The organism is Leisingera sp. ANG-S5, from assembly GCF_000813925.1.
In the GTDB taxonomy this organism is placed as follows: Bacteria; Pseudomonadota; Alphaproteobacteria; order Rhodobacterales; family Rhodobacteraceae; genus Leisingera.
The window spans coordinates 458,339-480,486 of record NZ_JWLH01000001.1 but is presented as its reverse complement, the minus strand read 5'-3'; the positions used below and the strand labels follow the sequence as shown (position 1 = coordinate 480,486).

The following is a 22,148-nucleotide window of genomic DNA, read 5'->3' as shown; positions in this document are numbered from 1 at the left end:
CCGCACCATATAGGCCCTGCACCGCCCGCTGCCAAGCCGCAGCGCAAAGCTCCCCGCTGCTAGCCCGCCAGGGACGGAAGGTAGAGAACAATCCCGGGGAAGGCGACCAGCAAGGCAATCGTCACTGCATCGGCGATGAAGAACGGCGTGACGCCGCGGAACACATCCTGCACGCTCAGATCCTCGCGCACGCCGGCCACCACGAAACAGTTCAACCCGATGGGCGGGGTGATCAGGCAGAACTCGGCCATCTTCACCACCAGAATGCCGAACCAGATCGCGCACATGGTGCCGCTCATGCCGAATGCGCTGTCTGCCGCGGCGACGCTTTCGCCGCCATTCAGCGCCATCACTGCCGGGTAGACCACCGGCAGGGTCAACAAGAGCATCCCGATAGCATCCATGAACATCCCCAGCACCGCGTAGGCCAAGAGGATGCAGATCAGGATCAGCATCGGCGACATCTCCAGCGAGGTGATCCAGTCTGAGAACGCCCCCGGCAGATCCGCAAAGCCGAGGAACCTCACATAAATCAGGACACCCCAGATGATGGTGAAGATCATCACTGTCAGCTTGGCGGTCTCCAAAAGCGCCGACTTCAGCTCCGCCCATTTCATGCCCTCCTTCAACGCATAGAGGAAGACGATGAAGGCCCCGATGGCGCCGCCTTCGGTTGGGGTGCCCCAGGCATCGCCGCCAAAGGGGTTGTAGACAAAGCAGATGATGATCACGACCACCAGCACGATCGGCAGCGCGCCCGGCAGCGCTGCGAACCGCTGGCCCCAGGTGAAACCCTTGACCGGTGGGCCGACGGTCTTGAAGACCACTGCAATGCCCACAATCAACAGGCCATAAATCACTGCGGAAAAGGCCCCCGGAATGAACCCTGCCAGCAGCAGCTTGCCCACATCCTGCTCGACGATGATTGCGTAAATGACCAGAATGGCGGAGGGCGGGATCAGCGAGGCCAGGGTGCCGCCCGCTGCCACCACACCGGCGGCAAAGCGTTTGTCATAGCCGATTGCCAGCATCTCCGGGATGGCGATGCGGGCAAAGACGGCGGAGGTCGCCACGGAGGCGCCCGACACGGCAGCAAACCCAGCTGTGGCAAAGACGGTGGAGACCGCCAGCCCGCCCGGCAGCCAGGCGATCCAGCGTTTGGCGGCCACAAACAGCGCGCGGGTCAGACCTGCGTAATACGCGAGATATCCGATCAGGATGAAGGTCGGAATAAGGCTCAGTGCCTGGCTGGACACCTTGGAGTGCGGCACCTGACCTGCGGTCTTGACCGCGATGGTCAGCGCTTTGCCAAAGCGCGCCGGGTCATAGCCGAACTTGGCCCAGAAGATCCAGATGAGACCCGCAAGCCCCGCCATGCCGGCAGCAAAGGCCACCCGCATCCCCAAAACCACCATGGCCAGCAGGCCGCCCGTGACCCACAGGCCGATTTCAATCGGTTCCATCTGCCTTACCCCTGCCCGCTGCCATTTGTGTCATGGCCCTGCATCTGGTCTGCTTCAGCCGCCGCCTGCTCTGCCGCGGTCTGGATCAGCGGCACCGCCACCGGCGCCTCCAGCCCCAGCACCAGCGCCCGCCCGTAGCCCCAGACCTGCAGCAGCAGCCGCAGGGCCAGCACCCCAAAGGCCACCGGCGCCAGCAGCTTAGCGGGCCAGATTGGCAACCCGATGTCGATGGAACTGTCGCGGCTCCACAGCGGCGCGGCGAAATCGAAGGAGCGCAGGAAATGCGACCAGCTGCCCCAGACCAGCGCCAGGATCAGCAGCAGGATCAGCACAACCGAGACCAGCTCGAACAGCCACAGTGCACGTCCCCTCAGTGCGCCGATAAAGATATCCATGCGGATGTGGCCGCCCTGACGCTGCACATAGGCAATGCCCATGAATGCAATCAGCGGCATGATCTGCTCGATCCAGTCGACATAGCCGGGCAGCGGCGCATTGGCCGCGTTGCGCCCGCCGACCGAAACCACCGCCAGGATCATCAGGGAGAACACCGCCAAGCCGCTCAGCAGTGCCAGCAACTGCTCTGCTTTCAGCAATCTTCGGTCCAGCCTGCTGATCAGGCTGCCATCCTCCAGCACCGCCGCGCTGCCTGCCATGCCCTGCCCCCATCATTTCCGTAGTATCAAAGACAAAGGGGCCGGTGCTGTCCTGCCCGGCCCCTTTTTATTGCGTCAGGCTTAGCTGCCCGAGCGCACGTCGCTCAAGGTTTTCTGCACCAGGTCATAGAGCTCCTGCGCCGGCAGGCCTTGCGCGCTCATATCCTCGATCCACTTGGCACGGATCGGGTCGGCGGCCACCTTGCGGAACTCGGCCAGTTGATCATCAGAGATCATCACCTTCTCGACGCCCTTCTCTTCCAGAACGCCGTCCCACTTGGTCAGCAGCGCGCCGTAGTTTTCCAGGTAGTGGGCAATCGCCTCCTCCACTGAACTGTCCAGTGCCTCGCGTTCGGCGTCGCTCAGGGCGTCATAGGCATCGGTGTTCACCACCACCGGGCAGTTCACGGTGCCAGGGTTCAGGTTTGCGGTCCACCAGTCGGCCTTGTTGATGGTGCCAAAGCTGAGATGCGCGTGCTGGGCAAAGGCGACAGTGTCGACAACGCCGGATTCCATGGCGTTATAGGCTTCCGTTGCGGTCACCGAAGTGGGAACCGCACCCACGGCAGAGAACGCCTGGCCGATACCGCCGGTGGCGCGCACCCGCATGTCCTTGAACTCTGCCAGCTCGTCGCGCGGTTCTCCGGTGCCGACGATGTTGTACTGCGGCATCGGCGAGGTCATCAGCAGCTTGGCGTTCCAGCGCGCCAGATCGGCCTGCACCGCCGGGTGGCCATAGACCGCGTGGCTGACAGCGACCTCTTCTTCCAGCGTGTTCACGCCCAGGAACGGCAGTTCCAGCACGGTGATGGTCGGGTTCTTGTCGCGGTGGTATCCGGCGCAGAACTGCGCCATCTCAAAGGCGCCAATGGAGATGCCGTCGAGGTTTTCCTTGTTCTTGGACAGCCCGCCATAGCTGATATTCAGGGTGAACTCGCCGCCGGTTTTCTCGGAGACCAGCTCCGCCAGCTTCTCCACATGTTCAGTGAAGGCGCGGCGCTTGCCCCACAGGGACACGTTCCACTCGGTGGCCGCGGCCTCGCCAGCGATGGCAAAACCCGCAGCAGCCGCCACGGCGGCAGTCAGAAATCTGTTCATGATGTAACTCTCCCGAATTGCGCCCTTGTGACTGCCGGCAAAAGGAAATCCGGCCTGGACGCTTGGCTGTCAGGCTAGCGGCAGGGATGCGCCCTGCCAAGCCCCCCGGCGGCAAAGGTGACGCAGCGACTCGCGCCGGGCATCTGGCGCCCGTTCCGCCCCGCCGGCACAATTTGCCGCAGGCTTCAGGCCGTCCCAGCCTGCGGCAGGACGCCGCTGCCGGGGCAATAGCGGCCCCGCAGGCAACTATCAGCGTGCCCAGGACTTTACAGAAAAGGCCTTTAAAACAAGCGCTGGTATGCGCCGGCATGCAAATTACTTTTCAAACCCATCCTAAACCTTGAAATTCGTTTACAGATAAATCCTTTGATACCGGCATTTTATTCACAAATTTTCAGACTGCGGTATTATCTGGCCTCAGGAGGAAACGGTTTGACAGCCACGGCACAGCGTTGTCGTTTGTCTTGCCAATAAAATTCTGGGAGGAAACCGAATGAACGCGCTGCACGCAGACGCTGTCTATCCGCCGTCCGACGAAACCGTTGCCCGCGCGCATGTGAATGCCGCCAAGTATCAGGAGATGTATGAAGCCTCGCTGTCCGATCCCGAAGGGTTCTGGGGCGAACAGGGCAAGCGCATCGACTGGATCAAGCCCTTCACCCAGGTGAAGGACGTGAACTACAACTTCGGCAATGTCTCGATCAACTGGTATGCCGACGGCACCCTGAACGTCTCCGCCAACTGCATCGACCGCCACCTGGCGGCCCGCGGCGATCAGACCGCGATCATCTGGGAACCGGACAGCCCCGAAGAAGACGCACAGCACATTACCTACAGCGAACTGCACCGCCGCACTTGCCGGATGGCCAACATCCTGGAGTCGATGGGCGTGCGCAAAGGCGACCGGGTGGTAATCTACCTGCCGATGATCCCCGAAGCGGCCTATGCCATGCTGGCCTGCGCCCGCATCGGCGCCATTCATTCCATCGTCTTTGCCGGCTTCTCCCCCGACGCACTGGCCGCCCGCATCAACGGCTGCGACGCCAAGGTGATCATCACCGCCGACGAAGCGCCCCGCGGCGGCCGCAAGACCCCGCTCAAGTCGAACGCCGATGCCGCCCTGCTGCATACCAAGGACAGCGTGAAATGCCTGGTGGTCAAGCGCACCGGCGGCCAGACCACCTGGGTTGACGGCCGCGACTACGACTACAACGAGATGGCGCTGGAAGCGGATGACTACTGCGCGCCCGCCGAGATGAACGCCGAAGACCCGCTGTTCATCCTTTACACCTCCGGCTCCACCGGCCAGCCCAAGGGCGTTGTGCACACCTCCGGCGGCTACCTCACCTATGCCGCGATGACCCACGAGATCACCTTTGATTACCACGACGGCGACATCTACTGGTGCACCGCGGACGTGGGCTGGGTCACCGGCCACAGCTATATCGTCTATGGCCCGCTGGCCAATGGCGCCACCACCCTGATGTTCGAAGGCGTGCCGACCTACCCCGATGCCTCCCGCTTCTGGCAGGTCTGCGAAAAACACAAGGTGAACCAGTTCTACACCGCCCCCACCGCCCTGCGGGCGCTGATGGGCCAGGGCAACGAATGGGTCGAAAGATGCGACCTGAGCGACCTCAAGGTGCTGGGCACCGTAGGTGAGCCGATCAACCCGGAAGCCTGGAACTGGTACAATGAGGTTGTCGGCAAGGGCAAATGCCCGATCGTCGACACCTGGTGGCAGACCGAGACCGGCGGCCACCTGATGACCCCGCTGCCGGGTGCCCATGCGATGAAGCCGGGCGCAGCGATGAAACCTTTCTTCGGCATTCAGCCGGTGGTCCTGGACCCGCAGTCCGGCGCCGAGATCGAAGGCAATGGCGTCGAAGGCGTGCTGTGCATCAAGGACAGCTGGCCGGGCCAGATGCGCACCGTCTGGGGTGATCATGAGCGCTTCGAGAAGACTTATTTCTCCGACTACAAGGGCTATTACTTCACCGGCGACGGCTGCCGCCGCGACGAGGATGGCGATTACTGGATCACCGGCCGCGTCGATGATGTGATCAACGTCTCCGGCCACCGCATGGGCACCGCCGAGGTCGAAAGCGCGCTGGTGGCCCATGCTGCCGTGGCTGAGGCCGCCGTGGTCGGCTACCCGCATGAGATCAAGGGCCAGGGCATCTACTGCTACGTGACCCTGATGAACGACCGCGAGCCGTCGGATGAGCTGCTGAAGGAGCTGCGCACCTGGGTTCGCACCGAGATCGGCCCGATCGCCTCTCCGGATGTAATCCAATGGGCGCCGGGCCTGCCGAAAACCCGCTCCGGCAAGATCATGCGCCGCATCCTGCGCAAGATCGCCGAGAACGACTTCGGCTCCCTCGGCGACACTTCGACCCTCGCCGATCCTTCGGTGGTCGAAGACCTGATCGAAAACCGTGCGAACAAGGGGTGATTGAACAATGAATATGGCAGTCATGACCCGTCCCGCCGTTCTGATCCTGCTGGGGCCTCCGGGCGCCGGCAAGGGCACCCAGGCGCGGATGCTTGAGGAAAAATTCGGCTATGTGCAGCTGTCGACCGGCGACCTCCTGCGCGAGGCGGTTGCCGCCGGCACGCCCGCCGGCCTTGCCGCCAAGGCGGTGATGGAGGCAGGCCAGCTGGTCAGCGACGAGATCGTGATCAACATCCTGCGCGACCGTCTGGCAGAGCCCGATTGCACCAAGGGCGTGATCCTCGACGGCTTTCCCCGCACCACCGTTCAGGCCGAGGCGCTGGACGGTCTGCTGGCGGAAACGAACCAGAAGATCAACGCCGCGATCAGCCTGGAGGTGGACGACGCCGCCATGGTCGAGCGGATTTCAGGCCGCTACACCTGCGGAGGCTGCGGCGAAGGCTATCACGACAGCTTCAAACAGCCCGCGGAAGCCGGCAAATGCGACAAATGCGGCGGCACCGAGATGAAGCGCCGCGCCGATGACAATGCAGAAACCGTTGCCAGCCGGCTGGAGGCCTATCACGCGCAGACCGCGCCGCTGATCGCCTACTACGGCGGAAAGGATGTTCTGAAAACCACAGATGCCATGGGCGGTATCGACGACATCGCCCAGGACATGGCGGCCATCGTGACCAAGGCCACCAGCTAACAACCAAGAAACGGGGCCTGCCCTGACCCGGCAGGACCCCGTCCCCGGACATTGGAATACCCGTCGGACCCGCCTTGGCGGACCGGAGGAGTCATGTCTGCGCGCCCGTGAATCCGGCGGCAGGCAAACAGAGGAGGTCTGCCCTGCGCTCCCGCACGGCAGGCATGGAGGAAGAAGGAGGAGCCGCCATGGCGGATCAAACCACAAACGCGGACAAAGCCGCCGAAGCCGACAAGGGCTATTGGGCGGCAAATGTGCGCATCATCATCGTCAGCCTGATCATCTGGGCTGTTGTTTCATTCGGCTTCGGCATTCTGCTGCGCCCGATGCTTGCGGGCATCAAGGTCGGCGGCAGCGATCTGGGCTTCTGGTTCGCCCAGCAAGGCTCGATCCTGGTGTTCCTCGGGCTGATCTTTTTCTACGCGTTCCGGATGAACAAGCTGGACCGCGAATACGGCGTGGAGGAAGAATAAGATGGACCAGTTTACCATCAACCTGCTGTTTGTGGGCGCTTCTTTCGCGCTCTACATCGGCATCGCGATCTGGGCCCGTGCGGGCTCCACATCTGAATTCTATGCCGCCGGCCGGGGTGTGCACCCCGTCACCAACGGCATGGCCACTGCGGCCGACTGGATGTCGGCGGCGTCATTTATCTCGATGGCGGGCCTCATTGCCTTTACCGGCTATGACAACTCCACCTTCCTGATGGGCTGGACCGGCGGCTACGTTCTGCTGGCACTGCTGCTGGCGCCCTACCTGCGCAAGTTCGGCAAATTCACCGTCTCCGAATTCATCGGCGACCGGTTCTATTCGCCCACCGCGCGTGTGGTGGCGGTGATCTGCCTGATCGTTGCCTCGACCACTTACGTGATCGGCCAGATGACCGGCGTCGGCGTGGCCTTCGGCCGCTTCCTGGAGGTTTCCAACACCGCAGGCCTGCTGATTGGCGCCTGTGTGGTCTTCGCCTACGCCGTGTTCGGCGGCATGAAGGGCGTGACCTACACCCAGGTGGCCCAGTACTGCGTCCTGATCATGGCCTACACCATCCCGGCCATCTTCATCTCGCTGCAGCTGACCGGCAACCCGATCCCGGCGCTCGGCCTGTTCGGCGATCACGCCGCAAGCGGCGAGCCGCTGCTGTCCAAACTGGACGCCATCGTGACCGAGCTTGGCTTCAACGAGTACACCGCGCATCACGCCGACACCTTCAACATGGTGCTCTTCACCCTGTCGCTGATGATCGGCACCGCGGGCCTGCCCCACGTGATCATGCGCTTCTTCACTGTGCCGAAAGTAGCTGATGCCCGCTGGTCGGCCGGCTGGGCGCTGGTGTTCATCGCGCTCCTGTACCTGACCGCTCCGGCAGTCGGCGCCATGGCCCGCCTGAACATCACTGAGATGATGTGGCCGAACGGCGGCATCGAAGGCGGCGCCGTCACCGTGCAGCAGATCGAAGAAGATCCCAAGTACGACTGGATGGCGACCTGGCAGCAAACCGGCCTCCTGGGCTGGGAAGACAAGAACGGCGACGGTGCGATCCAGTACTACAACGACAAGAACGCCGATCTGCAGGCCACTGCCGAAGCCAACGGCTGGGCCGGCAATGAGCTGACCAACTTCAACCGCGACATCCTGGTTCTGGCCAATCCTGAGATTGCCAACCTGCCGGGCTGGGTGATCGGTCTGGTGGCCGCAGGCGGCCTGGCGGCTGCTCTTTCCACCGCTGCGGGCCTCTTGCTGGCGATCTCTTCGGCAGTCTCCCACGACCTGATCAAGGGCTCAATCAATCCGAACATCTCGGAAAAAGGCGAGCTGCTGTCGGCCCGTATCGCCATGGCCGTAGCCATTGCTGTGGCGACCTACCTGGGTCTGAACCCGCCGGGCTTTGCCGCACAGACCGTGGCGCTGGCTTTCGGCCTGGCCGCCGCCTCGATCTTCCCTGCGCTGATGATGGGCATCTTCACCAAGGTGAACAACAAGGGCGCCGTGGCCGGCATGCTGGCAGGCCTGATCGTGACCCTGGTCTACATCTTCCTGCACAAGGGCTGGCTGTTCATCCCGGACACCAACTCCTTCACCGATGCAGATCCGCTGCTGGGCACCATCAAATCCACCTCCTTCGGTGCGGTTGGCGCAATGGTGAACTTCGCGGTGGCCTTCATCGTCTCCAAATCGACCGAGGCCATCCCGGCCGAGATCGAAGAGCTGGTGGAAAGCGTCCGCATCCCGCGCGGCGCAGGCGCTGCACAGGACCACTGACCTCCCCTGGGCGGGCTGACCTCCCGGCGGCCCGCCTCTTCCCTCATGGTCCCGTCCGGTGTTTCACTGGCGGGGCCATTTTTTCCTGAAGACGCCCAGGTATTCCCATGCCCTTATCTGACGCTGCCCTGCTCCGCTTCCTGTCCTCGGTCCACCCCTACGACAGCCTGGAACCCGCACTGCTGCAGGACCTGGCACCCAAGTTCCGCCAGATCGAAGCAAGCGCAGGCAGCCCCGTCTATGCCCTGAACGAAGATCTGGACGGCCTCTACCTGGTCCACACCGGCGAGGTGGAAGTGACCGACGAAAACGGCATCCCCGTCTCCATCCTCGGTCCCCGCAATTCCTTTGGCGAACGCGGCCTGACCCGCACTGGACGCGCAGTAACCTCGGCCCGAACCACCACGGACACAATCCTGCTGCTGCTGCCCAAGGCGGACTTCCACGCCCTGATGGCAAGCCAGCCCAAAGTGGCCAAGTTCTTCGACCGCCGCCGCCCCGGAAGCCGGGACAGCACCAGCCTTGCCACCACCCGCGTGGCAACCATCATGGCGCGCGACCCGGTCACCTGCTCCAGCGGCCTCACCTGCCAGGGTGCGGCGCAACTGATGCGCGACCGCCGCATCTCCTCCATCTGCGTAACCGACGGGGACAGACTGCAAGGCATCCTCACCACCCGCGACCTCACGGCAAAAATCCTCGCCGCCGGCAAACCCATCTCGACCCCGGTCAGCACGGTAATGACCCCGGATCCGCTGACCCTGGCGCCTTCCGCCATCGGGTCGGACGTGCTGCACATGATGATGGAGCATGGCATCGGCCACATCCCGGTGGTTGAGGCAGGCAGGCTCGCGGGCATCGTGACCCAAACCGACCTCACCCGGTTCCAGGCCGTCAGCTCAGGCGAGATGGTCTCCAGCATCACCCGCGCAGGTTCCGCTGAGGAGATGGCCAAGGTCACCGCTGAAATTCCCCGTCTGCTGGTGCAACTGGTAGCTGGAGGCAACCGGCATGAGGTTGTGACACGGCTGATCACCGACATCGCCGACACCGCCACCCGCCGCCTGCTGGCGCTGGCCGAGGAGCAACTGGGCGCCCCGCCGGTGCCCTACCTGTGGCTGGCCTGCGGCTCGCAAGGCAGGCGCGAGCAAACCGGCGTCTCCGACCAGGACAACTGCCTGATCCTGTCCGATGACCTGAAGCCGGAAGACAACGCCTATTTCGAACAGCTTGCCAAGTTTGTCTGCGACGGGCTGGATACCTGCGGCTACGTCTATTGCCCCGGCGACATGATGGCCTCCAACCCGCGCTGGCGGCAGCCGCTGCACGTCTGGCGCGACTATTTCCGCGGCTGGATCGCCAAGCCGAATCCTGAGGCGCAGATGCTGGCCTCGGTGATGTTCGACCTGCGCCCGATCGGCGGCGACGCCGCGCTGTTTGCGGATCTGCACCACGAAACCCTGAAGGCCGCCAGCGCCAATTCGATCTTCACCGCCCATATGACCGCCAACTCGCTGAAGCACACGCCGCCCTTGGGCCTGTTGCGCGGGCTGGCCACCATCCGTTCGGGCGAGCACCGCAACACGCTGGACATGAAGCACAACGGGGTGGTGCCGGTCGTGGACCTGGGCCGCATCTACGCGCTGCAGGGCCAGCTGGCCGAGGTGAACACCCGCGCCCGGCTGGAGACGGCGGAGGCCGCGGGTGTGCTCAGCCCTTCGGGCGCGCGCGACCTCATGGACGCCTACGACCTGATCGCCCAGACCCGGCTGGAGCATCAGGCCGCACAAATCCGCAGCAGCCAGGCGCCCGACAACTATCTGGCGCCTTCGGATCTGTCGGATTTTGAGCGAAGTCATCTGCGCGACGCATTTGTTGTCGTAAAGACAATGCAATCGGCAGCCGGGCACGGCAAAGGCATGTTAAGCTGACAGCAGCGCCAGCCGGCAGTGCGGGAGCCTCCGGCGGGAGTATTTTGAGAAAAATGAAAAGGCCTGGGGCCTACGGGGAGATCGGATGTTTCTGGAACTGATTGCGGTGATCTTTGCGGGCGTTGCCGCCGCGGGTGTGGTGATGCTCCTGAACCGGACGCTCAAGGGCCGGCTTCCGCGCTGGATGGCGCCGGTGGCGGCGGGGCTGGCGATGATCGGGGTGACCGTCGCGTCCGAGTACGGCTGGTACAGCCGCACCAAAGCCGCCCTGCCCGAAGGGCTGGCGGTGGCGGAAACCATCGAGAACCGCAGCCTCTACCGCCCCTGGACGCAGGTGGTGCCGTATGTGGACCGCTTCGCCGCGGTGGATACCGCCACGATGAAAAGCCACGCCGCGCACCCGCAGGTTTTCCTGGCGGATCTCTATTTCTTCGGCCGCTGGGCGCCGGTCAGCAAGCAGGCCGCGGTGCTGGACTGCGGTAAGTGGCAGCGTGCGCTGGCCGGTGGCACAGTGGCCTTTTCCGGCGACGGGCTGCCCAAGGGGCTGGACTGGATCGCAGCCGAGGCCGATGATGCCATTCTGACGACTGCCTGCGGAGGGTAGCCATGCACAAACGCCTGTCACTTCGGCTGCGGATTTTCCTGTTCTTCTGCCTGCTGGCATTTGGCGGCATCGCCGTCACCACAGGCGCGCTTTGGGCCGGCTACAGCCGGACAGAGCAGCCAGAGCTGTCAGATGCCTTCATTTTCTCCGGCCTTCTCAGCACCTTTGCCATTCTCGGCCTCTGCGCCGGGGTCTGGCTGCTGTTCGATGAAAACGTCGCCAAGCCGATCGAACGCCTGGCTGCGGGTATGCGCGCCCGCGCCCATGCGGGCGTTAGCAAAGAGCTGGATACCCACGGCGCCCGCTACCTGGGCGATCTTGCCGCAGCGGCCCAGGGGCTGGCGGGCCAGCTCGGCGCCTCTGCCATGAACGCCGCTGAGGCCATCGCCCGAGAAACGGAGCATCTGGAAGCCGAGAAAACCCGGCTGGCCGCGCTCCTGACCGACATTCCCATCGCCACCGTGATGGCCAGCCCCGCCCATCAGATCGTGCTCTACGACGGCCAGGCCGCGGCGGTGCTGGCGGAGGAGGCGCCACCGCGCCTGAATGCACCGCTGTCCGATTACCTGGACCTCACCGGGCTGGAGGCGGCCTATGGCCGGCTGGTGCGCAGCGGCATGGAGGTTCAGGCAGAAGTCAAAAGCGCCAGCGGCGCTCAGGTGTTCGACCTGCGCCTGAAACCGCTGGGCGGCGCGCCGGGCTATATCATCCTGTTTGAGGGCGCCCATGCGGGCCTTGCGCCAGAAGACTCCCGCCCGCTGGTTTATGACTTTGGTCTGCTGGAGAGCGAGCATGCGGAATTGAACGGGCGCAAGCTCAGCAACCTGAGCTATGTGGTGTTCGACACCGAGACCACCGGCCTCTTGCCCCACAAGGATGAGATCGTGCAGATCGGCGCCCTGCGGGTGGTGCGCGGGCGGATCATCGAAAGCGAAGCCTTTGAAACCCTGGTGAACCCGGGCTGCCCCATTCCGGCCTCCTCAACCAAGGTGCATGGCATCACCGATACCATGGTTCGGGGGCGGCCCGGCATCGCCAGCGCCGCGCGGCATTTCCACCGCTTTGCCTCTGACGCGGTGATTATCGCCCACAATGCGCCCTTCGACATGGCCTTCCTGCACCGCCATGCCAAACGCACCGGTGTCACATGGGACCAGCCGGTGCTGGACACGGTGCTGCTGAGCGCGGTCCTGTTCGGTGCCTCCCAGAACCACACGCTCGACGCCTTGTGCGACCGGCTTGATGTCACCATCCCATCTGCCCTGCGCCACACCGCCATGGGGGACGCCCGCGCCACAGCTGAGGTCTTCTGCAAGATGCTGCCGATGCTGGAGGCGCGCGGGCTCATGACCTTTGGCGCCATTTTGGAGGAGACCCGCAAACACGGCCGCCTCATTGAGGACTTGAACTAGGTAGACAATCCGGGCCATGCGTGGCAGGTCACTGCCCGGAACGAACAAAAGGCGCGCGAGATGGCCGACACCAGCTTTATTCCCGGGCCGGAAACCGCCCGGGCCTACCGCGATGCGCTCGGCTGCTTTGGCACCGGGGTGACGGTTGTCACCACCCAGACGCCCCGCGGCCCGCTGGCCATTACCGTCAACAGCTTCACTTCAGTCTCGCTGGAGCCGCCGCTGATGCTATGGTGCCCGGCCAAGGCCTCCTTGCGCCACGATGCCTTTGTCGCGGCTGAGAACTTTGCGATTCACGTGATGGCAGAGGACCAGCTGCCGCTGGCCAAGCATTTCGCCGCTTTCGGCGAGGATTTCAGCGCCGCAGCCTGGCAGCCCAACGATCTGGGCGCGCCGGCGCTGGAGGGGGTGATCGCCCGTTTCGACTGCCGCCGCTATGCCGCCCATCCGGCAGGCGACCACACCATTGTCATCGGTGAAGTGGCCCGCGTCACCACCCGCCCGGGCAAGGGTCTGATCTTCAAGCGCGGTCTGTATGGCGGGTTTCTGGAACAGGGATAACCGGCAGCTCCGCAACAGGCAGATCCGTCCCGGCTTCATGGCGGGCTACAGGGGTGGATGCTCCAGCGGCCTTCCCCTCCGCCTCCGTCAGCAAATGCGGCAGCACCGCATAGGCGGTCAGATCCATACCCGGTGTCATGCTCAGCGCCCGCTGCGGGCAAATGGAGACGCACAGCCCGCATTGGGTGCACAGCGATTCCACAAAATTCAGTGCTCCGGCGTTTTCAGTCAGGCTGAGCGCATCCGAGGGGCAGACCCAGACGCAGCTGTTGCAATTGTTGCACAGGTCCTCCTGCAGGCTGACAGTGCCATAGGGTGCCTGCTCCGGCAGCGCCGCATGGCCGGTGCTGGCCGGCAGCAGCGCGGCGGCACTGGCCCGCGCGGTGTCCCTGCGGCTGCCCACCGCCAGCACCTCGGGCTCAACTGAGGGAAACGGCAGCAGCCGTGCCGCCAGACGCCGGTCCACGGCAGCGGCGCCGTTGAACAGCACAATCCGGCCCAATCCCCCCAGGGCCCGCACCAGGTCCACTTCCAGCCTCTGCGGCTCGCGCCCCTGCGGCGCTTTGCACGCCTGCAAGTAGACAACGTCGAACCCGCAGGCCAGCGCATGCAGCAGATCAGCATGGGTGATCTTTTCAAGGCGGCACACCGCGACCGGCACTACATCGCTGTGCCCTACGCTGGCCTCTTCCAGCCCCGCCGGCTCCAACTCATACAGCACCAGGATCTGTGCCCGGCCGGTAGCCAGCTTGCGGCCATGGGCAGCCTGGCACAGCGGCATCAGCGGCAAGGCGCTGCTTCGGCTCCCCACATCCAGCAGGGCGGACCGTCCTTTGACCGCATACCTTGACCGGCATTCGGCAACTTCCGCCTGAGAGCAAAGGCATAAATGCTGCGGCCCATTGCCAGCAGGTTCATGCCGTTCAGAGATATGTCCGCACACCTCTCCCATAAGGGAAGGTTAACACAAATTTAAACAACCTGAGGATGTTTTTCCTTCAGGCCGGAATTTTGTTGCAATTTTAACCAATCCTCGGACATTTCACGCAAAACCCCGCCGGACAGGATCCGGCGGGGCTGCAAGGCTTGTTGCTGGTCCGAAGCCTTACTTCAGCGCCGCATCAGTGATGGCATGGGTCCAGGCGCCTTCCGGCTCCTTGGTGATCACCGGATCAGAGCCGCCGCCCATCAGGGTCGACACGGTGCGCTGGTAGTCCGCTTCGTCCAGCGCGCCATTGCTGCCCGCAGTCAGCTTGGCAATCTCACCCATCATACGCTTCTGGTGGGTCTCGGTCTGGGCACCGGAGGCGTCATTGTCCAGCACGATCTCCGCCGCTTCGTCCGGGTTTTCCTCGGCGTATTTCCAGCCCTTCATCGACGCGCGCACAAACCGCTCCATCTTGCCGGCAAAGGCCTCATCGCTCAGGTTCTCCTCCAGCACATACAGACCATCTTCCAGCGTCGCCACGCCCTGGTCCTCATACTTGAAGGTAATCAGCTCATCCGGCGACACCCCTGCGTCAATGACCTGCCAGTATTCATTATAGGTCATGGTCGAGATACAGTCCGCCTGACGCTGCAGCAGCGGATCGACGTTGAAACCCTGCTTCAAAACTTCCACACCGTTTTCGCTCTTACCCTCGGTGGAGATGCCCAGCTGGCTCATCCAGCTCATGAAAGGGAACTCATTGCCGAAGAACCAGACACCCAGGGTGCGGTTGGCCAAATCGGCGGGTTCAGCAATGCCGGTGTCTTTCCAGCAAGTCAGCATCATGCCGGAGGATTTGAACGGCTGGGCGATATTGACAAGCGGCAGGCCCTTTTCCCGCGCGGCCAGAGCGGCAGGCATCCATTCCACCGTCACATCGGCGCCGCCGCCGGCAATCACCTGGGTCGGCGCGATATCCGGGCCGCCCGGCAGGATGGTGACATTCAGGTCCTCTTCCTCATAGAACCCCTTATCCAGCGCCACATAATAGCCCGCGAACTGCGCCTGGGTCACCCACTTCAGCTGCAGCGTCACGTCATCCGCCGCCTGCGCCGCCCCCGCGGCCCCCATCATCAGCGCTGCCGCCGTCATCAGATGTTTCATGTCTCGTTCTCCCTATTGATTATGATGTGAAGCTTGCCCGGGTTTGACCATTCGTTCAAAGTTTTTTCTTTATGAGGCCGGCCTTTGACGGCACCCCGCGCAAGATTTCCGCAAAAACCGCCCCGCAGCCGGCGGGACGGTTCAACTTTCAGCCCCGCTGTGATGGGTGCCAGAAGGTAAAGCTTTTCTCGATCAGCGCCACCAGCCCGTAGAAGGCAGACCCCGCCAGCGCCGCCACCACGATCTCCGCCCAGACCATATCCAGCGCCAGCTGGCCGACGCTGGTGGAAATGCGGAACCCCATGCCGACGGTGGGCGAACCAAAGAACTCCGCCACAATCGCGCCGATCAGCGCCAGCGTGGTTGAGATCTTGAGCCCGTTGAACACAAACGGCAGCGCCGCCGGCAGCCGCAGCTTGAAAAACGCCTGCCAATAAGTGGCCGCATAGGTTTGCATCAGATCCCGTTGCATGGCCGAGGTCTCGCGCAGCCCCGCCACGGTGTTCACCAGCATCGGAAAGAACACCATGACCACGACCACCGCCGCCTTGGAATGCCAGTCAAAGCCAAACCACATCACCAGGATCGGCGCGGTGCCGACAATCGGCAGCGCCGCCACGAAGTTCCCGACCGGCAATAGGCCCCGGCGCAGAAAATCGCTGCGGTCCACCAGGATCGCGGTCAGAAACGCCGCGCCGCAGCCGATCACATAGCCGCCAAGCGCGCCTTTCAGGATAGTCTGGGCAAAGTCCTCCCACAGGATCGGCAGGCTGGAGGCAAAGCGCGCCGCAATGACCGTTGGCGCCGGCAGGATCACCAGCGACACCGCCAGCCCTCTGACCAGCAGCTCCCAGACAACCAGCACGGTGATGCCGAAGATGGCCGGCACCAGCAGCTGCACCGCGCGGGTTTTCGAGGCCGGGCTGTTCGCCAGACGGCTGTTCAGCCACCAGCCCAGACACCAGACAAGGATTGCAAGGATCACCAGTATCATGCCCGCACCCCCATCCGGTTCAAGACAACCTTCTCGATCAGGCCCAGAAGCGCCACCAGCGCCGCCGCCAGGATCGCCGCGGCAAACAGCGCCGACCAGATCTGCACGGTCTGCCCGTAGTAGCTGCCCGCCAGCAGCCGCGCGCCAAGACCCGCAACCGCACCGGTCGGCAGCTCACCCACGATGGCCCCGACCAGCGAGGCGGCGATGCCGATCTTCAGCGAGGCAAAGAGGTATGGCATGGAGGACGGCAGCCGCAGCTTCCAGAACCCCTGGTTCGTGTTGGCGTTGTAGGTTTTCAGCAGATCCAGCTGCATCGCATCCGGCGCCCGAAGCCCCTTCACCATGCCGACAACCACCGGGAAGAAGCTCAGGTAAGCTGAAATCACCGCCTTGGGGATGATCCCCTGCACCCCGATGGAATAGAGCACCACGATAATCATCGGCGCCAGCGCGATGATCGGGATGGTCTGGCTGACAATCGCCCAGGGCATCACCGACATATCCATGACGCGGGAATGCACGATGCCCACCGCCAGCAGAATGCCAAGCCCGGTGCCGATGGCAAACCCCAGCAGCGTTGCACTCAGCGTCACCTGCGCGTGATAGATCAGGCTGCGCTTGGAGGTGATTTTCTTCTCCACCGTGGTCTCCCACAGCTCCACCGCCACCTGATGCGGCGCGGGCAGCCGCGGGCGCTCCTGTACCCAGGTGTCATTGATGGCAAAAGTGTTCTGCGCCACCAGAACAATTTCACTCATGCCCCGGCGTTCCCTGGCGGTGGCGGGGGCGACCTCGGACCCGGCCCGCTCTGCCTGATCCAGCACGCCTTTGATGTTCATCGGCACGCAGGCCGCGTACCAAAAGGCGATGATGGCGGCGAGCACGGTGAGGACGGCAACAAGGCTTTTCATGGTTGTGTTTCCTTCCGCCACTCGATCACCGTTCGCGCCGAACGATAAAGGTACACGACACCGAGCAACCCGAAGACCAGAGCACCAAAGTACTCTCCATCTGCCAACCGGGTTGTTACAAGGAATATTGAGCCTGCAATGAGGAGCCCCCAAAAGAGTAGGCTCCAAATTCTTTTTTGGCGCTCCAGCTTGGTCTGCGCTCCTGCCCAAGCCTCAGGTTCACCCCCCGGCGCATTTTGATTTTTCTCATCCATCTGCAACTGCCTCCCTTATCCGGCAGCTGCCCGGTGCACAGGGGGTGTACAGGCGGTGCACGCATGTCACGCCCCAATTCCGGCGGGACCGGCTGGCGAACTCAGTCATCGCCATGCCCCGCCCGCAGCCCCTCGCGCACCCGGTGGGCGATCTCGATGAACTCCGGGCTGTCGCGGATATCGAGCGGCCGTTCCTTGGGCAAAGTGCTGTCAATCACGTCATGGATCCGCCCCGGCCGCGGTGACATCACCACGATTTTGGTGGACAGATACACTGCCTCCGGGATCGAGTGGGTGACAAAGCCGATGGTCTTGTTGGTCCGCGCCCACAGCTTCAGCAGCTGCTCGTTCAAATGGTCGCGCACGATCTCGTCCAGCGCCCCGAAAGGCTCGTCCATCAGCAGGATGTCAGCATCAAACGCCAGCGCCCGCGCGATACTGGCCCGCTGTTGCATGCCGCCTGACAGTTGCCACGGGAACTTGCCGCCAAATCCTGACAATTCAACAAGTTCCAGGACCTGATTAACGCGCTTTTCCTGCTCCGCCTTGGAATATCCCATGATTTCCAGCGGCAGCTTGATGTTCTTGGCGATGGTGCGCCAGGGGTAAAGCCCAGCCGCCTGAAACACATAGCCATAAGCCCGGTTACGACGCGCCTCATCCGGGGTCATGCCATTCACGGACAGACTGCCGCCGGTTGGAGTTTCCAGCGCTGCGATACAGCGCAGAAAGGTGGTCTTGCCGCAGCCCGACGGGCCAATGAAAGAGACAAAATCACCCTTGTTGATCTCCAGGCTCACATCTTTCAGCGCGTGCACCGGGCCATCGTTGGTCTGGAAGGTCAGGTCCAGGTTCCGGGCCTCGATCACACAGTTCGCGGGGGCTGGTGCGGAAGCGGCGGCCTCGGGTCGGATTGCCTGGGTGGTCGGTTCCATATTCATATCTTCGCCTTGATTTCACACAGGAAAACGGGCCGCCGTTACCGGCAGCCCGCTCCTGATTTACACGCCTGTTGCCGGGATGCCGGTGCGTTCCACCGGGCGCGGCGCGGTCAACTCTTTCCAGGTCGACAGCGCCTTGTTCACCGTGGTGTTGGGCTCCCGGGAAACGAACTTGCCATGGCCTTCCTGGCAGCGGATTTCGCCATCATGCACCGCCACATGGCCGCGGGTCAGGGTAAAGCGCGGCAGGCCCTTCACCTCGTGCCCCTCGAACACGTTGTAATCAATCGCGGACTGCTGGCTGCCGGCCGAAATCGTCTTGGTCTTGGCCGGATCCCAAACCACCAGATCAGCATCGGCGCCAACCAGAACGGCACCCTTTTTCGGATAACAATTCAAGATCTTGGCGATGTTTGTTGAGGTCACGGCGACAAACTCGTTCGGGGTCAAACGGCCGGTTTCCACACCGTGGGTCCACAGCATCGGCATCCGGTCCTCCAGGCCGCCGGTGCCATTCGGGATCTTGGTGAAATCGCCAACGCCCGTGCGCTTCTGTTCGGTGGTAAAGGCGCAATGGTCCGTCGCCACCACCGACAACGAGCCGGACTGCAGACCGGCCCAGAGGCTGTCCTGATGCTGTTTATTACGGAACGGGGGCGACATCACCCGGCGGGCGGCGTGGTCCCAATCCTTGTTGAAGTATTCGCTCTCATCCAGGGTCAGATGCTGGATCAGCGGCTCGCCCCAGACCCGCTTGCCCTGCATGCGGGCGCGGCGGATGGCCTCGTGGCTGTCCTCGCAGGAGGTATGCACAACATAAAGCGGTACGCCCGCCATGTCGGCGATCATAATGGCCCGGTTGGTCGCTTCACCCTCCACCTGCGGCGGCCGGGAATAGGCATGCGCCTCGGGTCCATTATTGCCTTGTGCCAAGAGCTTAGCGGACAGTTCTGCCACCACATCGCCGTTTTCAGCATGCACCATGGCGATGCCGCCCAGTTCCGCCAGCCGCTGGAACGACGCATAAAGCTCGTCGTCATTCACCATCAGCGCGCCCTTGTAGGCCATGAAGTGCTTGAAGGTGTTGATGCCCCGTTCTTGAATCACGGTCTTGATGTCGTCAAAGACCTGCTCCCCCCACCAGGTGACAGCCATATGGAAGGAATAATCGCAGTTGGCGCGGGTGGATTTATTGTCCCAGCGCTTCAGAGCGTCCAGCAGGCTCTCACCCGGGTTGGGCAGAGCAAAGTCCACAACCATGGTGGTGCCGCCCGCCAGGCCGGCTCGGGTGCCGCTCTCGAAATCATCCGAGCTGTAGGTGCCCATAAAGGGCATCTCCAAATGCGTATGGGGGTCGATCCCGCCCGGCATCACATAACAGCCGGAGGCGTCCAGTTCTTCATCGCCTTTCAGGTTCGGGCCGATCTGGGTGATCACCCCGTTCTCGATCAGAACATCGGCCTTATAGGTCAGATCGGCGGTCACGATGGTGCCGTTCCGGATGACTTTACTCATGGTTACAACTCCCTGAATCGGGGCGCATTTTAACGCCTCCATTTGTCTCGTTGCTGTCTTTCGCAGCTTTTTTCATCTTTCCCGAAGTACTCCGGGGGAGCGGCCCAAAAGGCCGCGGGGGCAGCGCCCCCTACTCAACGATCTCCGCTGTCTCGACCACCGCGTGGAACAGCACGTTGGCGCCAGCCTCGGCCCAATCCTTGCTGATCTCCTCAGCCTCGTTGTGGCTAAGGCCATCGACACAGGGGCACATCACCATCGCGGTCGGCGCCACCCGGTTGATCCAGCAGGCGTCGTGACCCGCGCCAGAAATGATATTGAGATGGGAATAGCCCAGCCGTTCCGCCGCGCTGCGCACCGCGCTGACACAGCCCTCGTCAAAGGCCACGGGGTCAAAGCCGCCTACCTTTTCGAATTCGATTTCCACTCCCATCGTCTCGGCAATCTGGGTGCCCTTTTCGCGCAGACGGTTTTCCATGTCGGTGATCACGTCCAGTTCCGGGCTGCGGAAATCGACGGTGAAGACCACCTTGCCCGGGATCACGTTGCGCGAGTTCGGGTAGACGTCGATGTGGCCCGCGGCCCCCACGGCATGGGGCGCGTGACTCCAGGCGATCTCGTCTACCGCTTCCAGTACCCGCGCCATCGCCAAGCCAGCATTGCGGCGCATGGGCATCGGGGTAGAACCGGTATGGGCGTCCTTGCCGGTGATCGTCACCTGCGTCCAGCTGAGGCCCTGGCCGTGGGTCACCACGCCGATGTCCTTGCCTTCCGCCTCCAGGATCGGGCCCTGCTCGATGTGCAGCTCAAAGAACGCGTGCATCTTGCGGACACCGGTCTCCTCCTCGCCGCGCCATCCGATGCGCTTCAGCTCATCGCCGAATTTCTTTCCCTCGGCGTCCTCACGTTCATAGGCCCAATCCTGGGTGTGCACGCCGGCAAACACGCCCGATGACAGCATAGCCGGCGCATAGCGGGTGCCTTCCTCGTTGGTGAAGTTGGTGGCCACAATCGGGTGCTTGGTCTTGATGTTCATGTCGTTGAGCGAGCGGATCAGCTCCAGTCCCGCCAGCACCCCCAGCACGCCATCGTATTTGCCGCCGGTCGGCTGGGTATCCAGATGCGAACCAACATAAACCGGCAGCGCATCCGGGTCGGTGCCTGCGCGTACCGCAAACATGTTGCCCATCTGATCGAGCCCCATCGTACAGCCCGCGGCCTCGCACCATTTCTGGAAAAGCGCGCGGCCCTCGCCATCTTCATCGGTCAGCGTCTGGCGGTTGTTGCCGCCCGCAACGCCGGGGCCGATCTTGGCCATCTCCATCAGGCTGTCCCACAGCCTGTCGCCGTCAATTTTCAGATTCTGTCCAAGCGACGTCATCAAGAGCTTCCTTCCCTGTGCGCCTATCTTTGCAGGCTTTCCGGCTTGGCGCCGTGTTAGGTGGCTTTGAGTGCCGGTCCCATCAAAGCTGAGGATTGTGCCCCTGTCTTTGATTTGACCAACTGGTCAAACTCACGCTATCACGGGTTCACCACCAGTCAAGAAATTGCCGCGTGGCTCTTGAAAAAATCGGTGCTTTTGCCGGAAATAGGTGAAATTCCGCGCTTCCGCTGGCGGCTGCGGCAAAATCAGACAAGGACGGACATGCCCGCAGACCGCGCGCCTACCCGCATTCAGAAAAAGAATCGCGCCGCTATCTTGGAGGCCGCGCTGGATGTCTTTTCCAGCCACGGTTTCCGCGGCTCCACCGTGGACCAGATCGCCAAGGCGGCAGGGCTCAGCAAGCCGAACTTGCTTTATTACTTTCCCTCCAAGGAAGCGATCTTCAATGAGCTGATGGCGGGGCTTCTGGACACCTGGCTGGACCCTCTCAGGGCGCTGGACCCGGAAGGGGAGCCACTGGAGGAGATCCTCGCCTATGTGCAGCGCAAGCTGCAGATGAGCCGCGATTTCCCCCGTGAAAGCCGGCTTTACGCTAATGAAATCGTGCAGGGCGCGCCGCGTCTGCATGACGTGATCGCGGCGGATCTTAATGTGCTGGTCGAGGAAAAGGCGCAGCTGCTGCAGGGATGGATGAATGCCGGCAGGATCAACCGCGCACACCCCAAGCATCTGTTGTTTTCAATCTGGTCGCTGACCCAGCATTATGCGGATTTTGACGCCCAGGTACGGACCTTGATGGGGGACGAAGACCCTTTTGACGCCGCGCCGCAGTACCTGGAAACCCTGTACCGTCGTATGCTTACGCCGAAAAGCTGAAGCAGCCGACCGCAGCAACTCCGCTGGCCAGCCTAGCTGCCTGCACCG

20 protein-coding genes are annotated in these 22,148 nt (G+C 62.9%); 9 read left to right on the top strand and 11 right to left on the bottom strand.

Annotation, left to right across the window (positions count from 1 at the left end):
• Positions 1-59: 59 nt before the first annotated feature.
• The 3 genes from RA25_RS02400 to RA25_RS02390 all read right to left on the bottom strand — a co-directional run bounded on the left by RA25_RS02400 (position 60) and on the right by RA25_RS02390 (position 3,217).
• Positions 60-1,463 (bottom strand): TRAP transporter large permease, encoded by a 1,404-nt coding sequence (locus RA25_RS02400; protein ID WP_039136568.1) that lies wholly within the window; start codon positions 1,461-1,463, stop codon positions 60-62.
• Between the two features lie 5 nt (positions 1,464-1,468).
• Positions 1,469-2,119 (bottom strand): TRAP transporter small permease subunit, encoded by a 651-nt coding sequence (locus tag RA25_RS02395; protein WP_039151812.1) that lies wholly within the window; start codon positions 2,117-2,119, stop codon positions 1,469-1,471.
• Between the two features lie 81 nt (positions 2,120-2,200).
• Positions 2,201-3,217 carry a C4-dicarboxylate TRAP transporter substrate-binding protein gene (locus RA25_RS02390; protein WP_039169836.1) on the bottom strand — a complete coding sequence of 339 codons (1,017 nt, stop codon included), beginning with the start codon at positions 3,215-3,217 and terminating at the stop codon, positions 2,201-2,203.
• Between the two features lie 493 nt (positions 3,218-3,710).
• On the opposite strand from RA25_RS02390, the gene acs reads away from it, so the two are divergent.
• The 8 genes from acs (at position 3,711) to RA25_RS02350 (ending at position 13,130) form a co-directional block, all read left to right on the top strand.
• Positions 3,711-5,672, top strand: a complete 1,962-nt coding sequence (gene acs / locus RA25_RS02385) for an acetate--CoA ligase (RefSeq protein ID WP_039169833.1) — start codon at positions 3,711-3,713, stop codon at positions 5,670-5,672.
• 7 nt (positions 5,673-5,679) lie between these two features.
• Positions 5,680-6,363 carry an adenylate kinase gene (locus RA25_RS02380; RefSeq protein ID WP_019295879.1) on the top strand — a complete coding sequence of 228 codons (684 nt, stop codon included), beginning with the start codon at positions 5,680-5,682 and terminating at the stop codon, positions 6,361-6,363.
• A 188-nt stretch (positions 6,364-6,551) separates the two neighbouring features.
• Positions 6,552-6,836, top strand: a complete 285-nt coding sequence (locus tag RA25_RS02375; RefSeq protein WP_019295878.1) for a DUF4212 domain-containing protein — start codon at positions 6,552-6,554, stop codon at positions 6,834-6,836.
• Position 6,837: 1 nt separating this feature from the next.
• Positions 6,838-8,622, top strand: a complete 1,785-nt coding sequence (locus RA25_RS02370) for a sodium:solute symporter family protein (protein WP_019295877.1) — start codon at positions 6,838-6,840, stop codon at positions 8,620-8,622.
• Positions 8,623-8,729: 107 nt separating this feature from the next.
• The gene (locus RA25_RS02365; RefSeq protein WP_039169830.1) at positions 8,730-10,553 is read left to right on the top strand and encodes a DUF294 nucleotidyltransferase-like domain-containing protein; all 1,824 of its coding nucleotides are present in this window, start codon (positions 8,730-8,732) and stop codon (positions 10,551-10,553) included.
• A gap of 85 nt (positions 10,554-10,638) precedes the next feature.
• Entirely contained in the window at positions 10,639-11,157 is a 519-nt protein-coding gene (locus RA25_RS02360; protein WP_039169828.1) for a hypothetical protein, read from the top strand.
• A gap of 2 nt (positions 11,158-11,159) precedes the next feature.
• Complete coding sequence (locus RA25_RS02355; RefSeq protein ID WP_039169825.1) at positions 11,160-12,569, top strand: 3'-5' exonuclease; 1,410 nt, start codon at positions 11,160-11,162, stop codon at positions 12,567-12,569.
• 60 nt (positions 12,570-12,629) lie between these two features.
• Positions 12,630-13,130, top strand: a complete 501-nt coding sequence (locus RA25_RS02350; protein ID WP_019295873.1) for a flavin reductase family protein — start codon at positions 12,630-12,632, stop codon at positions 13,128-13,130.
• On the opposite strand, the gene RA25_RS02345 is transcribed toward RA25_RS02350, so the two are convergent.
• The 8 genes from RA25_RS02345 to RA25_RS02310 form a co-directional block, all read right to left on the bottom strand.
• Positions 13,090-13,911: an ATP-binding protein gene (locus RA25_RS02345; protein ID WP_237754561.1), complete on the bottom strand. Its 822-nt coding sequence runs from the start codon at positions 13,909-13,911 to the stop codon at positions 13,090-13,092. The two genes, RA25_RS02350 and RA25_RS02345, sit on opposite strands and share 41 nt — an antisense overlap.
• Positions 13,912-14,235: 324 nt before the next feature.
• Entirely contained in the window at positions 14,236-15,222 is a 987-nt protein-coding gene (locus RA25_RS02340) for an ABC transporter substrate-binding protein (protein ID WP_019295871.1), read from the bottom strand.
• Positions 15,223-15,370: 148 nt separating this feature from the next.
• Complete coding sequence (locus tag RA25_RS02335) at positions 15,371-16,216, bottom strand: ABC transporter permease (protein WP_039169824.1); 846 nt, start codon at positions 16,214-16,216, stop codon at positions 15,371-15,373.
• The gene (locus RA25_RS02330) at positions 16,213-17,130 is read right to left on the bottom strand and encodes an ABC transporter permease (RefSeq protein WP_039169822.1); all 918 of its coding nucleotides are present in this window, start codon (positions 17,128-17,130) and stop codon (positions 16,213-16,215) included. The genes RA25_RS02335 and RA25_RS02330 overlap by 4 nt, the downstream gene beginning before the upstream one ends.
• Complete coding sequence (locus RA25_RS02325) at positions 17,127-17,384, bottom strand: hypothetical protein (RefSeq protein WP_039169821.1); 258 nt, start codon at positions 17,382-17,384, stop codon at positions 17,127-17,129. The genes RA25_RS02330 and RA25_RS02325 overlap by 4 nt, the downstream gene beginning before the upstream one ends.
• A 101-nt stretch (positions 17,385-17,485) precedes the next feature.
• Positions 17,486-18,325 (bottom strand): ABC transporter ATP-binding protein, encoded by an 840-nt coding sequence (locus tag RA25_RS02320; protein WP_019295868.1) that lies wholly within the window; start codon positions 18,323-18,325, stop codon positions 17,486-17,488.
• 60 nt (positions 18,326-18,385) lie between these two features.
• Entirely contained in the window at positions 18,386-19,840 is a 1,455-nt protein-coding gene (gene hydA / locus RA25_RS02315) for a dihydropyrimidinase (RefSeq protein ID WP_039169818.1), read from the bottom strand.
• Between the two features lie 130 nt (positions 19,841-19,970).
• Positions 19,971-21,221 carry a Zn-dependent hydrolase gene (locus RA25_RS02310; protein ID WP_039169815.1) on the bottom strand — a complete coding sequence of 417 codons (1,251 nt, stop codon included), beginning with the start codon at positions 21,219-21,221 and terminating at the stop codon, positions 19,971-19,973.
• A 264-nt stretch (positions 21,222-21,485) separates the two neighbouring features.
• Between RA25_RS02310 and RA25_RS02305 the strand changes: the two genes are divergently transcribed.
• Positions 21,486-22,100 (top strand): TetR family transcriptional regulator C-terminal domain-containing protein, encoded by a 615-nt coding sequence (locus tag RA25_RS02305; protein ID WP_039170314.1) that lies wholly within the window; start codon positions 21,486-21,488, stop codon positions 22,098-22,100.
• The last annotated feature ends 48 nt before the right edge of the window (positions 22,101-22,148 follow it).